The organism is Nocardioides ferulae (assembly GCF_003660455.1).
Lineage (GTDB): Bacteria > Actinomycetota > Actinomycetes > Propionibacteriales > Nocardioidaceae > Nocardioides > Nocardioides ferulae.
In genome coordinates, this window is the sequence record NZ_QZVR01000029.1 from 15,545 (window position 1) to 29,559 (window position 14,015).

General features: G+C 65.8%; 11 protein-coding genes. 4 read left to right on the forward strand and 7 right to left on the reverse strand.

The features are described 5' to 3' along the window. Positions 1-37: 37 nt before the first annotated feature. The 3 genes from D6B71_RS20585 to D6B71_RS20595 all read right to left on the reverse strand — a co-directional run bounded on the left by D6B71_RS20585 (position 38) and on the right by D6B71_RS20595 (position 3,355). A complete protein-coding gene (locus tag D6B71_RS20585) occupies positions 38-1,567 on the reverse strand; it encodes a site-specific integrase (RefSeq protein WP_206051884.1) in 1,530 nt (509 codons plus the stop codon). 296 nt (positions 1,568-1,863) lie between these two features. Then, complete coding sequence (locus tag D6B71_RS20590; protein ID WP_121258620.1) at positions 1,864-2,208, reverse strand: helix-turn-helix domain-containing protein; 345 nt, start codon at positions 2,206-2,208, stop codon at positions 1,864-1,866. A gap of 46 nt (positions 2,209-2,254) precedes the next feature. Continuing rightward, positions 2,255-3,355: a tyrosine-type recombinase/integrase gene (locus tag D6B71_RS20595; RefSeq protein ID WP_121258622.1), complete on the reverse strand. Its 1,101-nt coding sequence runs from the start codon at positions 3,353-3,355 to the stop codon at positions 2,255-2,257. A gap of 220 nt (positions 3,356-3,575) precedes the next feature. On the opposite strand from D6B71_RS20595, the gene D6B71_RS20600 reads away from it, so the two are divergent. Genes D6B71_RS20600 through D6B71_RS20610 form a run of 3 tightly spaced genes read left to right on the forward strand, consistent with a single transcriptional unit; the run spans position 3,576 to position 6,888 of the window. Then, entirely contained in the window at positions 3,576-4,637 is a 1,062-nt protein-coding gene (locus tag D6B71_RS20600) for an ArdC family protein (protein ID WP_121258624.1), read from the forward strand. Positions 4,638-4,639: 2 nt separating this feature from the next. Beyond that, positions 4,640-5,128: a hypothetical protein gene (locus tag D6B71_RS20605; RefSeq protein WP_121258626.1), complete on the forward strand. Its 489-nt coding sequence runs from the start codon at positions 4,640-4,642 to the stop codon at positions 5,126-5,128. Further along, positions 5,125-6,888: a TraM recognition domain-containing protein gene (locus tag D6B71_RS20610; RefSeq protein ID WP_121258628.1), complete on the forward strand. Its 1,764-nt coding sequence runs from the start codon at positions 5,125-5,127 to the stop codon at positions 6,886-6,888. The genes D6B71_RS20605 and D6B71_RS20610 overlap by 4 nt, the downstream gene beginning before the upstream one ends. A gap of 31 nt (positions 6,889-6,919) precedes the next feature. Here the strand turns inward: D6B71_RS20610 and D6B71_RS20615 are convergent, their stop codons facing one another. From D6B71_RS20615 to D6B71_RS20630, 4 genes are all read right to left on the reverse strand, one after another. Further along, complete coding sequence (locus tag D6B71_RS20615; RefSeq protein WP_121258630.1) at positions 6,920-9,295, reverse strand: DUF262 domain-containing protein; 2,376 nt, start codon at positions 9,293-9,295, stop codon at positions 6,920-6,922. Continuing rightward, a complete protein-coding gene (locus tag D6B71_RS20620) occupies positions 9,292-11,085 on the reverse strand; it encodes a DUF262 domain-containing protein (RefSeq protein ID WP_164519760.1) in 1,794 nt (597 codons plus the stop codon). The genes D6B71_RS20615 and D6B71_RS20620 overlap by 4 nt, the downstream gene beginning before the upstream one ends. Before the next feature lie 47 nt (positions 11,086-11,132). Further along, the gene (locus D6B71_RS22515; protein ID WP_126688338.1) at positions 11,133-11,387 is read right to left on the reverse strand and encodes a hypothetical protein; all 255 of its coding nucleotides are present in this window, start codon (positions 11,385-11,387) and stop codon (positions 11,133-11,135) included. A 254-nt stretch (positions 11,388-11,641) separates the two neighbouring features. Further along, the gene (locus tag D6B71_RS20630) at positions 11,642-12,472 is read right to left on the reverse strand and encodes a methyltransferase domain-containing protein (protein ID WP_164519761.1); all 831 of its coding nucleotides are present in this window, start codon (positions 12,470-12,472) and stop codon (positions 11,642-11,644) included. Between the two features lie 205 nt (positions 12,473-12,677). Between D6B71_RS20630 and D6B71_RS20635 the strand changes: the two genes are divergently transcribed. Further along, a complete protein-coding gene (locus D6B71_RS20635; RefSeq protein WP_240641608.1) occupies positions 12,678-13,949 on the forward strand; it encodes an IS110 family RNA-guided transposase in 1,272 nt (423 codons plus the stop codon). Positions 13,950-14,015 lie beyond the last annotated feature (66 nt).

A 14,015-nucleotide genomic window follows, 5' to 3' on the forward strand; every position in this document is an offset into this window, starting at 1 on the left:
CCCTAAAGCCGCTTGGCGGGGAGCGTTTTTCAGCGGGTCAGCGTCGGTCCTCACCAGTCAGGTCAGGGTGCTCGATGGTCGCGAGGTAGCGGGTGGCACCTTCGACGCTCATGCCGAACAGGTCGCAGATCCTGCGTACGTCGCCGCCGGTGGCGTGGATCTCGTGGAGGATGCGGTCCTCGCGCAGGGCTCTCGGTCGGATGGCGCTGTCTTTCCAGGGGAAGGAGTGGCCGCCGGGGACGAGCCGCGGTGCGGTGCGTCGATTGATCAGCAGGTGCGGGTTGGCGGTGCTCGGCCAGGTTCGCTTGCGGTAGTCGAGCCAAGCTGCGAGCCGACTCCTCACGGGTGCGGCGAGCGGGATGTCGCGGCCGTTGAGGCGGAGTCGACCGTCGACGATGTCGGTCAACTGGAGCTCGCGGACCTGCTTGCCGGTCAGGGCGTGGAAGGCGATCAGGGCAACGGCGAGTGCGGTCGCGGGGTTCGGAGAGTCGAGCTCGGCGCGGATCAGTTGCGTGTCGAGCGGGAGTGGAATGTTGGTGGCGACCCGGGTCAGGTCGATGCCGCGCATGGGGTTGACGAAGACGAGGCGTCGGCCCTTGAGGATCTTGAACAGCGACTTCAGCCCGTTCTCGGCGAAGTGCCGATGGCTCGTGTTCTTCGGCAGGCCCGCGAGGGCGCTGCGGATGTCGTTCTGGGTGATCTCGGCGAACGACCGGCGGCCGACCTCGACCCATGCCTGAACGACTGGGGCGAGCCCCTGGATGTGCAGTTCGACGGTCTCTGGTTCGCGCGGGAACTGCCGGGGCGCGTGCCGAGACCCGCCGAGCATGATCTGCAGCCACAGCTCAAGGTTCTGGCGCATGGCGTCGGGCAGAGCGCCGGAGTCGATGAACTTGGTACTGAAGTAGCGCTCGACCCGGGTTGGGACGTCCTCGATCAAGAGCTCCGCTTCGGCGAGGACGTCCATGGTCGAGGAGATCGTGCCGTCGTAGCGGCGCATCGCGACGACGTCGCTGGCGCGGATCAACGCGGTCGGGGTGGGCCGGACGGTCTGCAGCATCCGCAGGGTCTGCATGACGGCGTTGCGTTGCCGCACACTCCAGCCGTACCGGCGGGCGTGGTCAGCCAGGATCGCGGCGCAGTAGCGGGTGAGATCGCTGTCCTCGATCAAGATGCGCTGTCGCAGAACCTCGGGATCGGGGTCCACGGCGAACAGCATGAGCTGCTCGGGCGCGTCCTCATCGAACCGAGTGCCCGGCTGGTGGGGCAGCTGGTTCTTGTTCTTCTGCGACCAGCGGCCGTCCCAAGCGACGTAGGCGGGCAGCTCGCTCACGCGGCGTTTGAAGGCCATGTTGGCGAAGAACAGCTGTTGGCTGTGCCTGTTCGCCCCAGCGACGTCGGGCGCGCGGCCGGGCGTTTGGTCGAAGCGAGCGTTCTCCAGGCACAGGCGGCAGGCGCGGGTGTCACTGACGTGGGTGACCCGGCCGCAGTGCTTGCACGTCCCCTTCGGGTAGTGGCCCTCCCACCACTTGCAGGACCAGCAGGTCCAGTTGTAACGCGGGTACACGCCCCAAGCCAAGCAGCCCTTGCAGGCGTCGATGTGCTCCGGACTGCGGGGATGGCAGCGACTGCACAGGCCCTGGCTGAAGTAGTCGGCCCGGCCCCCGCATCGCTGACAGGGCGGCGCCGCGAACGGTCCACCGGGCAGGCAGCCGTAGCAGAAGTCGACCCGCGGACTGGTCCACGCGACGCGGTTGATCTGACAGCGAGTGCACTTGGGAGGCAACCTCAGCGGAGCATTCGGCCCAGGTCCTGGCATCAGCCCACGTCCCGTCCCATCCGCCGAACCCGAGATGTCCGCGTCTACAGCGGCGGCGTCGAGCGAGGTGTGCCCGGCCGCGGCCGTACCGGTGTCTGGCTCGGACTGCTGCCTGCTGGCTGGTCGTCGCCGTTGACTGCGTCGGCTGCGTGGGGCCGACGGGCCGCGACCTTGTCGGGCTCAGGGCTCATCAGGTCGTTCATCGTGCAACCCAGCACATCGCACAGCACGTCGAGGTCGTCCAAGCGCATCGTGATCGGGGTGCCGGCCCACCACGATGACATCTTCCCCGCGGAGATCTCGAGGCCGGCTTCGGCGAGCATCCGGCGCAGCTCGGCGGACTTCCAGATCCCTCGCTCGGCGGCACGCAGCCGCAGATTCCACTGCATCTGCTTCCTCTCTTTCCTCGGTGCTTCTTCGGGCTTGTCGGCCGGGTCAGGGTGTCGGTGGTCCGGTCAGGCGTCGCTGGCCGAAGCGGTTCTCGAGTCGTTCGTTGGCCTGGTCCCAGGCCTGCTGGATGTGGTCGCTGCGCACGTGGATGTAGCCCGAGGTCGTCGCCAGCCACAGGTGGCCCAGGAGTTCCTGGATGGCCTTGAGGTCCATCCCCGCCTCGTACAACGAGGACGCGCAGTAGTGCCGCAGAACGTGCGGTGTCATCCGGCCCGACCAGGCTGGGAGCCACTGGTCGACCTGGCTGTTGAGTGTCCTGCGGAGGACGTCGGCACGGGCGCGACGGCAGCGCCCGAGCTCGTGGTCGAGTCGTTCGGAGGGCAGCAACGGCGCGTCGGGGTCTGCCCAGTCAGCGCCGTACTGCGGGCGGACCTCGGCCAGCCACCATTCAATGAGTTGGTCGGCGCCGTTGATGGCTGGGATCAGGCGCGGCTTGGGTCCGCGGCCGCGGCTGCCCTTGCCGAAGCGGACGTGCAGCTTGCCGCATCCGCCGAGGTCGGGCCGCCAGTCGCGGATGTCGAGCATCACGGACTCATTGATCCGCAACCCGAGTCGACGCCACAGCGAGGCTGCGAAGTAGTCCCGAGCAGCCGGGAGGTACTTCCGAGCGTGCGGGACCGACTCACGCCACCCGGTGAAGAGCGCGTCGACCTCCTGATCCGACGGCGGCACCCGAACATTCCCCAGGGAGGTGCCGGACTGGCGGTTGTACTCGTCGATCGGCTGCTCAACCTGGACTCCGGTCGCGCGGCGGATGTCTCCGGCGTAGCGGTCGATGACGAACTCGTAGAAAACCGACAGCGTGCCCGCCTTGCCGGCACGCGTGGACACGCTGCGTCCCAGCCGCCGCTGCTCGGCAAGGAACTGGTCAGCGTGCTGAGGCGTCGCTGCCCACAGCGGGCCGGTCATCGATCGGGCGAACTCGATAACGATGGCGCGGCTGTTGCGAATGTGTCCGTCGCTCAGACCCGCGGCCACCATCGCCAGCGCGTACTGGTCGACCAGCTCTTGCTCGAAGTCCTCGACTTCCTGCGGCGTCGCGAGGACATACACGGCCGCACCGCCTGGCAGGACGCGCAGGCTCATCAGGAACTCAGTTCGTCAATGTCGGCCATGCGCCGAGGATACGTCTAAACCGTCAGGAAAGGCGACCGATGATCAATGAATCGTCTCAATCTCAGGAACCCGCACCACCTGCGCGAACGCGGATTCCATCCCCAGAACCGCAGAGCGAACCGCCATGCATAGAGACAACGGCACCGTCCGGACACCTCGCTGGTGAGGCAACGACGGACGGAGGCCTGTGATGCGGACGCAGACACGAGATGTCGAGGCGCGTGAAGCGAAGCTCGACGCACTCCACCAGAAGCTCACGGACTCAGTCAGCGCACTGGTAACGGGCGAGGACTGGCGCCGCGCGCTGGAGTTCGCGGCACGGTTCCGGTCCCGGTCGTTCAACAACACGCTCCTGATCTACAGCCAGCACAACGCGGCGTACCAAGAGGGCAGAGTGCCCAGCCCGGTCCCGACGTACGTCGCCGGCTTCAAGCAGTGGCTCAGCCTCAACCGCCATGTCATGAAGGGCCAGGGCGGATACGCGATCTTGGCGCCAGTCACGGCTCGCTTCGCTTCCGCCAGCCCGGAGAACCCGGAGTCCTGGCGGCGGCTCGCGCGGGGCGAGAAACCAAAGTGGGGCGAATCCGTTCGATCTCGGCTGGTCGGGCTCAAGCCCGCGCACGTCTGGGACATCTGCCAAACCGAGGGAGATCCGATCCCCGAGCCTCTGCGGCCCGCGCTCCTACAGGGCCAGGCACCCGACGGCCTCTGGGACGGTCTCGCCGACCAGATCGTTGCCGCCGGCTTCGAGCTCCGACTGGTGTCGAGCTCCCGGTCGATCGGCGGCGCGAACGGCCTCACCGACTACCTGACCCATGAGGTGTCGGTCCGGATGGACATGGACGACGCCGCCCAGGTGAAGACGCTGGCCCACGAACTCGGCCACGTGTTGCTCCACGGACCCGACAACATCGATGCAGTCATGCACCGCGGCGTGGCGGAGGTGGAAGCCGAGTCGGTCGCTCTCATGGTCGGCGCTGCGCACGGACTCGACACGTCGAGCTACACGGTCCCTTACGTGTCGACCTGGGCCAGCGATGTCCCGGGCAAGTCTCCGGTCGAGGTCGTTCAAGCCACCGCGGACAGGGTGCGGGCCGCATCGCTGAAGATCCTCGAGAACCTCCCGACGGCCAAGATCGGCGACGGCACGCCACCTGGCCTCGACAGAGATTCCATCGGCGCCCAGCGAGGAACCACGGCAGTCGACGCGCCAGCCGCTCGACGCCAGACGAGCGAAGCACTGGGGATCTAGCGATGTTGAACAGCACAACGCCGTACCGGCGCGACGAGAACGCGACCCTGCGCGTGCCCGTCGTCATGCCGCTCGTTGAGGTCACCGTTGACGACCGAGGCCATCTTGACGTCCGCCTCGACCGGGAGCCCTACTCCCCCGACGGCGCCCTCCACCGCAACGACCTTAAGTCGACACTCGAGTCAATCGCGAACGACCTCGGAACCCCGCTGCGCGTCGAAGTCCACGAAACCGACGGCTCCGCCTTCACCGACATCGTCACGCCAACAAGGCCACCAGAGCGCACGGCGCCGCCGAAGCGCCCGGCCCGAAAGCAGAGCGAGCAGCCGTTTCTGCCGGACGAGGAGGTCTCTGTCGCCGTCGTTGTCGCCCGGCAGCGCGGCGACGCAGGCGATGCCCCTCGAATTCCGCCGGCGCTCCTGGTAGCCCACCGAGGCGATGTCGTTCTGGTTGGTCGTACATCCGGTGCGATCAGGGTCCTCGGCGAATGAACACCCACAGCCAGTCGGTCGACAACGACTTGGTCAACCTCGGGCTGATCGCGATCGCCTTCACAGGTCTGCTCGCCGCCATCCTGCGACTTGCGGGAACGCTGGCCGCCTGGGTGACGGGCGCCGACCAGCCGATTCGTGGCTGGAGTTCCGGCCTCCGAGTGCTCGCGGACCCCAGATCTCCTGGCGTGGCGCTCGGCACTCCAGAGCTCTCAGCTTGGGCGTACTGGGGCGTCATGGCGCTGCTGATCGCCGCGGTCGTAGGAACCGCCTGGGTGGCATGGCGCAGAGTGAGCCGATTTCAGTCCCGCAACCGGCGGGACCCGCACCGTCTGGCCGGTGTTGCTTCCCACCACGACGTCCGCGCGACCGCCTCGCGCAAGGCGTTGCTCAGTCGCGGGCGGACACTCCGTCCGTCTCTACCGCACCCATCGGCGGCCGATGTCGGGTACCTGCTCGGGCGCGCCCGCGGCACCGAGGTCTGGGCGTCCGTCGAAGACTCAGTGCTCCTGCTCGGCCCGCCACGTTCGGGGAAGGGCCTGCACCTGGTCATCAACTCGATCCTCGACGCCCCCGGCGCGGTCATCACGACCGCCACTCGCCCCGACAACATCGCTGCGACCATCTCCGCCCGCCGCGCTCGCGGACCGGTCGCAGTGTTCGACCCGCAACGGTTGGCCGACGGTCTTCCTGCAGGGCTGCGGTGGTCCCCTGTGCGCGGATGCGAGGACCCACTCACCGCGATGATCCGGGCAACAGGGCTCGCCTCGGCCACGGGCCTTTCTACCGGCGGAGTTGAGTCCGGCGGCTTCTGGGAGGGCAAGACGCGGACGGCGCTGCAGTCGCTCCTTCACGCGGCGGCGCTTGACCGACGCAGCCCCGCCGAACTGTTCGCATGGACACTCTCCCCGTCGGCCGCAGCGGACGCGGTCGCCATCCTGAGCAGCCACAGGGACGCCGCCCCCGGATGGGCCGATTCGCTCGAGTCGATGATCCACTCCGACCCACGAACACGGGATTCGATCTGGATGGGAGTATCGCTCGCGCTCTCATGTCTCGCGGACCCGAGGGTCCTCGACGCCGTCTCCCCCGGCCCCGGCGAGGAGTTCGATCCGAGCGAGTTCTTGACCAGCAACGGCACGCTCTACTTGCTCGCAACCGGCGCGGGCGCCGGCGCGTCGTGGTCTCTCGTCGCGGCGTTCGTCGAGGACCTCGTCGAAACAGCTCGGCACCTCGCCGCCGCCTCACCTGGGGCGCGGCTCGACCCGCCCCTGCTGATGGCGCTCGACGAGATCGGCAACCTCTCGCCACTCCCCTCCCTGCCAGTGCTCATGGCAGAGGGCGGCGGCACCGGGATCACGACAATGCCCGTGCTGCAGTCGCTCTCGCAGGCAAGAGACAAGTGGGGTGACCACGCTGCGGGCGCGATCTGGGACGCGTCGATCGTGAAAGTCGTCCTCGGCGGCACCTCGGCGGCACGCGACCTCCAGGATCTGTCATCCCTGATCGGCGAGCGCGACGAACGCACCGACACGATCTCTGTTGGCGATTACGGCTCCCGCTCCCTACAGCGATCGATGAGGCGCGTCCCGGTCATGCCGCCCGAGGTGATCCGAACGCTGCCGTTCGGCACCGCGCTCGTGCTGCTCCGCAGTGCGCCGCCGATCGTGACGGACCTGCGGCCGTGGACGAAGCGTCGCGATGCTGATGCGCTCTCCGCGGACCGTTCCTCGATCGAGGCTGCGCTCCGTCGCCGATGAAGCACCACGCCACGACGAGGCGATTGAGAGATCACAACTCCGCGGCAACCAGTGCCTTCACAAGCCGCGTGCAGAGTTGGACACGGTCCTCGCAATCCACGAGCCGAATGCCATCTGCGTTCTGTTCAACCGGGACCTTCCACGCATCAAGCGCAAGGCCGGCGCTCACTACCGCTTGCCGGATTCTCGCCTCAAGATCCTTATCATCCGTCCGCAGCACAAGTTCGAGCGCGTCGTCGTTGCAGCGAACCTCGACCGAGGACCGCTTCAGAGTGAGCCCAGGGTTGTCACGGCCTTGCCGGGCCTCTGGCTGCCACCAGGTGGGAGGATCGGCATAGGCCCCAAGGGCGCCATCCACCCAAGCCGCGTGCAACATTGCGTCGGTGTACGACGCGCCATAGTGATCGCCATGCAGGATTCGAAGTTGGCCGTAGCTGAAGCCTGACGCGGCATCGTAATGGCCGTTGTAGTACCCGTTGCCCTCTGCGCTCCGGGCTCCCGGATAGCGCACGAGGTAATACTGCCAGTCATAGAAGTTGCGGGACTCCCGTTCGGCAAGCCAAGCGTCGCAGACTTCTTGGAGGAGGTCCTCTGCCGTGCTATCCGGACTGTCTGCAGCCCGGTGGGCGACGTCGTCCAGCAGGAGCATCAGGGGACCTCTGATGTTGTCCAGTGCTGCTCGCGTGCCGGTCGTCAGCAGGTCGGTCCACGAGTCACTCTTCTTGGAGCTACCCAGTTGGCGCTTCTGCCCATCCCAACCCACGTCGCGGGAGTAGTCACCCTTCGTTAGCAACGCCGCCGCGAGCAGATCGCGCAGCTCGGGGTCACTGACTGCCCCGAATGCGTTCGCGCGGGAGGACACCTTTTCTGCGTCGAGGTCGAACGCCATGATTCGTCCTCTAACCAGTGGGTCGTCCTCAAGCTGGTGGACCGCGGCCTGAATTGCGGGCTCCGCCGCGAGGCATTCCCACTTGTGAATCTCGTCGGCCACCCATGCCTCACGGAACCCAGGCTGATCGGGGAACTCTCCGCTGACAATGAGCGTCTCGGTCGATGCGACGTAGCTCGACATGCGCTCGCGATCGAGGAAGGCAGCTGAGACATTGCGAAGCGATCGCAGTCGCATCGAGACGTCTTCGGCGGTGGTGGCGCTGCTGCCTTGCCGGGCGAGCAGAACCGCGAAGAGCAGCAACGTCTCCTGTAGCGAGAACTCCGCGCCGTACGTGGAGATGCATGAACCGAATAGATCGGAGGTTGCGGAGAACAGCGGGAGTGGGCCGTCGCCGACGCCTCCCGCCTTGAAGAGTTGCTCCAACTCGGCACGGGGATCGGTGTTCACCCACGTGTCGAACGCATGGAAGAAGAAGTCGCGGTTTCGCTCGGCGTTCGGATTCGCGGCGTCTGCGAAGGCGAGCTCCGCTCGCTTCTCGATCGGCCAGGTGCGTCGCGTGGCTTTGTCATGCCATTTGCGCTCCGGGGCCGCATCGCGCCATTCGCAGATGTCGATGATGAACGTCAGGTACCGCTCGAACTCGTCGTCCGTCTTGAAGTCGCCGCCGTTTCGCCGTTCGTACTGCCAGAGGGTGTCGGCCCACGACCCATCCATGCTGTCGACGAGGTGCTTGTGCCTCCCAGGATCGACAGACTTCATGATGCTTTCGAAGTCAGCCTTGAAAACCTCGAAGGTGGTGAGCGGCTTCCCCCGGGAGTTCATCTTGATGTAGAGGTCCTCACCAAGGTCGGCATCGACGACCGGGAGGAAGAGAAACCAGATCGCACCATCGGCATCTTCAGACGTCCGCTGGGAGAGCCGACTCCAGAGGGCACGGAAGTCTGTCGTGGCCGGCCGCAACCGGTCATGGATTGCGTCCAGCATCACGAGCATGGAAGTGATCGTTGGGTCTTGCCGCCAGGGGTAGACGTACCAAGGCTGATCCGTGATCCAAAGGGATGGGGTCGCCGCATCGGTCGGATACGGGTTCTCCGCTAGCGCGGTGCAGAAGTCGCGCGCCGTTGGCCTTGTGGCATAAGAGAAGGCCGCCTCGTTCGGGTTGAAGTGCAGCCAAGGCAGGTTCGGCTGCAGCTCCTCCGCCAGCGAGGCGATGTACCAGTGCAGGAGAAATAAGGTCGTGAGGCGCTGCTGCCCGTCCAGCGGGCGGAGCACGCCGTCCTTGACATCGCCATAGATGAAGTCGAGCCCCATGCTCCGGTCGGACGTGAGTGCGTCGACGATGGCGTCAACGAAACGATCGCGGATTGTGCTTGTCTCGTCGTCACGCCTGCCCTGCGCGAAGTCACGCTGAATGATCGGGATCTCGATCGCATGGATCGGCGGCCGGACCTGATCCGGCTGATCGAACAGGCCAAGGAAAGTGGTCTTGTAGCCCGACGTGGGATGGTCGGTCATGCCACCTCGTCCTCCGAAATCGACTCGTCGTCGCCAGCAGGTTGGTCAGGGAGCAGGAAGTTGCTGACCGTCGTCATGAGCTTTTCGTAGTAGGCGTCTTGGTCCTGCGGGCTCCAGAGCGACAACTGCTGCTTTGCGCTCGGTGTGTAGTACTTGAGGAACACGTTTCGGGTGCAAGGGAGGATGTACGCACCCGCCTCGTCAAGCTCCAGGATGCGCTCCCGCTTGATGGCGAACACAGCGTTGTTCAGCTTGCTGTTGAAGTCTCGTTGGAGCAAGGCCAGGTTGCGGAGCCCATGCATGTCTCCCCCGTCCTGGCCCATCCCCGGCGCGCTGAAGAGGGTGAGCACGCGCTGGTGGATGTTCTGGAATTGAAGATCGTTCGTCTTGTTGGGTGCCATCGCCAAGTGAGCGTCCATCAGCCCGAGGACGCCATCCACCTCCGACTGCACGGTGGCGTCCCAGTCCGTGGCACGTATCTTGGTCCGGTGAGCGCGCAGCCAGTCGCGCCGCTCCGGCTCGGTCTTGAGACCTTCGGAGTTCTGCGGGTGGATGTGCTCAAGCGACCACCCCTGGGCACCGTAAGCGTGGAACGAGAACCGGCTGCCTGGGTCCTCACTGCGGAGGACCGTTTCGACGTTCATCAGCAACAGCACGTCGCTGCACTTCCCGCTCTCCCTTTGATTGTCGTACCTGAGCAGCGAGACAGCACTTGGCGTCAGATCGAGCTGCTGACGGATCCGCTCGACCAGTCCGTCAGCGAAACACGAGTGGGTCTGCAATCGGGATTCAGCGATCAAGGCGGGAATCGACGCCCCAGTGGCGACGAGATACCCAATCCGGTGATACAGCAAGCGGTCGCGGTACCAGCCGATCAACAAGCCATGGCGCTCGACGACATCGCGCCAGAACGCGCCAGCGCCTCGCCGGTCGATGTCCTTCCAGACTTCGCCGAACGTCCAGTAGCGGGGTCGCGATCCCGATCCCGAAGTTGGCGTCATGGTCTCGAACAGGAAGTCAATGTGAGTTGACCTGCGCTTGGTCGATCCCGTCAGGAATGCCCAGAAGTCATCATCTCGAAGGTCTCGTTCGAAGCTGTCCCACTGCGCCGCGATCTCCTGCTGTCGGTTCGCGCTGCCCTCCGCAGCGCCGCTCTTCGAGAGCACGAGCGCCTTGATCAGTTCAGAGTCAGTCAAGGGGATCCGGTCACGATTGAGACGCGCGAAGAGTTCGTTGGGATTCGTCCCCGCAGGCGCGACGTACCAAATGACGTGCACCCACTTCGACAACGCCGAGTGCACGTCGATCGCCGCCTGTCCCGCGCTCGACTGCTTGCCGAACCACTCGACGATCGCCTCGTACGCCTTGGCGATATGGAAAAAGTCGATGTTCTCGTCGGATCGGGCAGGATCCAGATCCTCCAGATACTTCCGGCTGGCGTCCCTGGTCTCGTAGGTCAGGCTGTACTCAACCTTGGCGTCAGCGAACTTCGTGGCGACGAATTTCGTGATCAGGAACAAGGTGGTGAGGCGCTGTTGCCCATCGACCAGTTCCCATGTCCCGTCGTCGCGTTTGAGCACGACGATCGGCTGCAGGAGGTAGTCGGAAGGAAGCTCGCGGCGCTTCTCGGCCGCACGTGCGTGCGCCTTGATGTCGTCGAGAAGCTGGTGAACCTCGTCCCGGCCCCAGCGGTACCCGCGCTGGTATGCGGCGACAAAAAAGTCCCCGGAGACGAACGGCTTGCCCTCCTCGCCCTTCATCACCAGTCTCGGCTCGAGAGTTGCCTCCACGCGTTCTCCTGCTTGTCGTTGCTCGACCGTCATCACCGTATCGGCGATCAGCCGAGTCCGTGGTCGAAGACTCCGCTGATCATGTGCCGCATGGTCCGCGAGCATCCCTCGGGCAGACTGCCGTGCAGCCAGGTCCACATCAGGTCTGCTGCGGCGTACGACTGCCAGAGCTTGAAGTCGAATGCCGGGCGGCGCCCGCTCGGCTTCGGGTAGTCGCCCGGGCCACCGCGGTAGACGCGTTTGGCGAAGCCGTCAGGGGTGCCGTCGTGAGCGTCAACGACCCAGCCAGTGGGGTATCGCATCGTCTGGCACCACCGCCGTACGTCTCCGTCCGACCACTCGACGACTGCCCACTCACCAGGCTCTGGCAGGCTCGACACGAGCACTGACAGGTGCACCACACTGCGCACGGAAGTAGCGCCGTGGCGGTAACCGTGAGGGCACCAGACGATGGGCCGCTCCGGGCTAACCGCCGTGAGGTTCGCAAGCCACGACTCCGCATCCACCCCGACCGACACGACGGGAGCCGGCAAGAGTTCAGTCGCTGCACCGAGCGTCATGAGGCATCCCGAAGTGCACGGATCCGCTGAACAGACGCCTCTGACACGTCCTCGACCACCCAATCGCCTCCGTCAACATCAATCACGGCGAGACGAGCGATCTGTTCGACCTGCTGCCGCTCAGCGCGAGTCAGCTGAACAGACGCGTCCACGACGACCCAGTCGAACTGCCCCGGCGTGAACGTCCCAGCGCGCAGCGGGTTCCGGATGTCGGCTGGGTACACAGCGGCGGCCTTCGGGTGCTTGCGAAGCAGCAGGTTGAGCATTGCCTGGCTCGAATCCACGCCTGCGTAGCGCTCAGGCGCAACGATCCCAAGGTCAAGCACGCGCCCGGTGCCGCAGCCGATGTCCAGCACGTGCGGCGGGTACGTCCCGCGAACGCTTGCGAGAAGCTGCTTGACCCGTTCGGGCTCGCTGTCGTCAACCGGGTGCTCAGCGTCCCACCATGTCGCGATGCCGTCGTACGGCGACTCGACTTCGGTGAGCGTGGCCTGCTGATTCTGGATTCCGTAGAACAGCGAGGTCGTCGCCCTGTTCACCAGCGTCGTGTCAGTGAAGTGTCGATCCTCGGTCCACCAGCGGTACTTCCCATCGGGGCTGACCAGGTAGATCTTCGTCAGCGAGTAGTACTTGCCCGGCTGACCGAAGGTGTGGATCACGCGCGCGGCACGGACCATGTCGTCGTGGGTCACGCCGGGCGTGCGGTTCTCCACCACGTAGTGGTGCGGTGCCGTCTCGGCGTACGTCTTGGCGAAGGTCCACTCGAGCTCGCCGGCAAGGGAGAGCCACCACTCGAGGTCGGCTTGCGTGATTCGGTCCTGCGTCATCGTCTCTGTCCTCGTTCGTTCGTCCGATCGCTTCCGATCATGACCGTGACCACCGACATTGATGATGTTCCTGCCCCGACCGTCGTGTCTCAGCCGCCGACTGTCGCCCTGCTGGGTTGACCATCTTGTGGTCCGGCCGGCGGTCGGGGTCCGCGCGCCGGCCGGGCGGACATGACCTAATAAGAGCCTGGCAAGCGCCTCATCAATGTCCTGTCTGCTCGCCCGACCGGCGTCGACCAACCGAATCGACACGGAAGGCAGTTCCATCATGACAGTGGCACCACCAGCCGCCTCGCCCGTCTTCGGCGGCGCTGACACCCACGCCGACACGATCCACGTTGCGGCGATCGACGGGTTCGGGCGCGAACTCGGGGATCGGGAGTTCCCGACCACGCCTGCGGGTTACAGCGACTCTCTAGCGTTTCTGGGGTCGTTCGGATCGGTCGAGATCCTCGGCATCGAGGGAACGAGCTCCTACGGCGCCGGCCTGACCGTCGCCGCCCGCACGGCAGCTATCGAGGTCCGCGAAGTCATCAGACCCGAAGCGACGGTGCGCCGGATGCAGGGGAAGTCCGACCCGATCGACGCATACCAAGCCGCCCGCGCCGCGCTGACAGGTCGCGCCAAGACCGCCCCGAAGGACGACGACATCGAGGGCCTCCGAGCTCTTCTCAACGCCCACCGGTCAGCGGGCAAGGCACGCACCGCGGCGATGAACCAGATCCACGCCCAGATGATCACTGCGCCCGCCGAGGTCCGCGAGAAGTACCGGCAACTGAGCGACAAACGACTCGTCGACGCTCTCGCGACCTGCCGGCCAAGGGCGCGCTCCGGCGTCGCGGCAAACGTCCTGCTCGCGCTGAAGATGCTGGCCCAACGGCACCGGTTCCTCACCCAGCAAGCGCAGTTGCTCAAGGACCAGCTGCGCGACCTCGTGGCCGCCGTGAACCTCAACCTGCTCTCAGCACGCGGCATAGGACCGGTGACCGCCGCGCAACTGCTCGTCACCGCCGGAGGCAACCCCCAGCGCCTGACCAGCCAGGCCTCGTTCGCAGCACTGTGCGGCACCGCACCGGTGCCCGCGTCGTCGGGGAAGACGACCCGGTATCGGCTCTCCCGCGGCGGAGACCGTCACGCCAACGCCGCACTGCACACCATCGCCACCGTGCGAATGTCCTGCGACCCCCGCACTCGCCAGTTCGTCGCCGCGCAACGGGCCAAGCAGCGAAGCAATCCCGAGCTCCTGCGCATCCTCAAGCGCGCCATCGCCCGGGAAGTCTTCAAACTTCTCCAAGAACCCAATGCCCTCGCCGGCATCGATGACCTGCGGCGTCTCCGCCGCGAGAAGAACCTGCCACTGCGCAAAGCGGTCGAAGCACTCGGCACCTGCCAGATCCACATCAGCCGCATCGAGCGAGGAATCACCCACGACAGGGAGTTCACCGAACGCTACCGAAACTGGCTCAAAGCCGCTTGACACCAATAGGAGCATCAGAACCGTGGCGGCCGTCGACCGCGGGCCCGAAGGCCCACCTGATTCCTG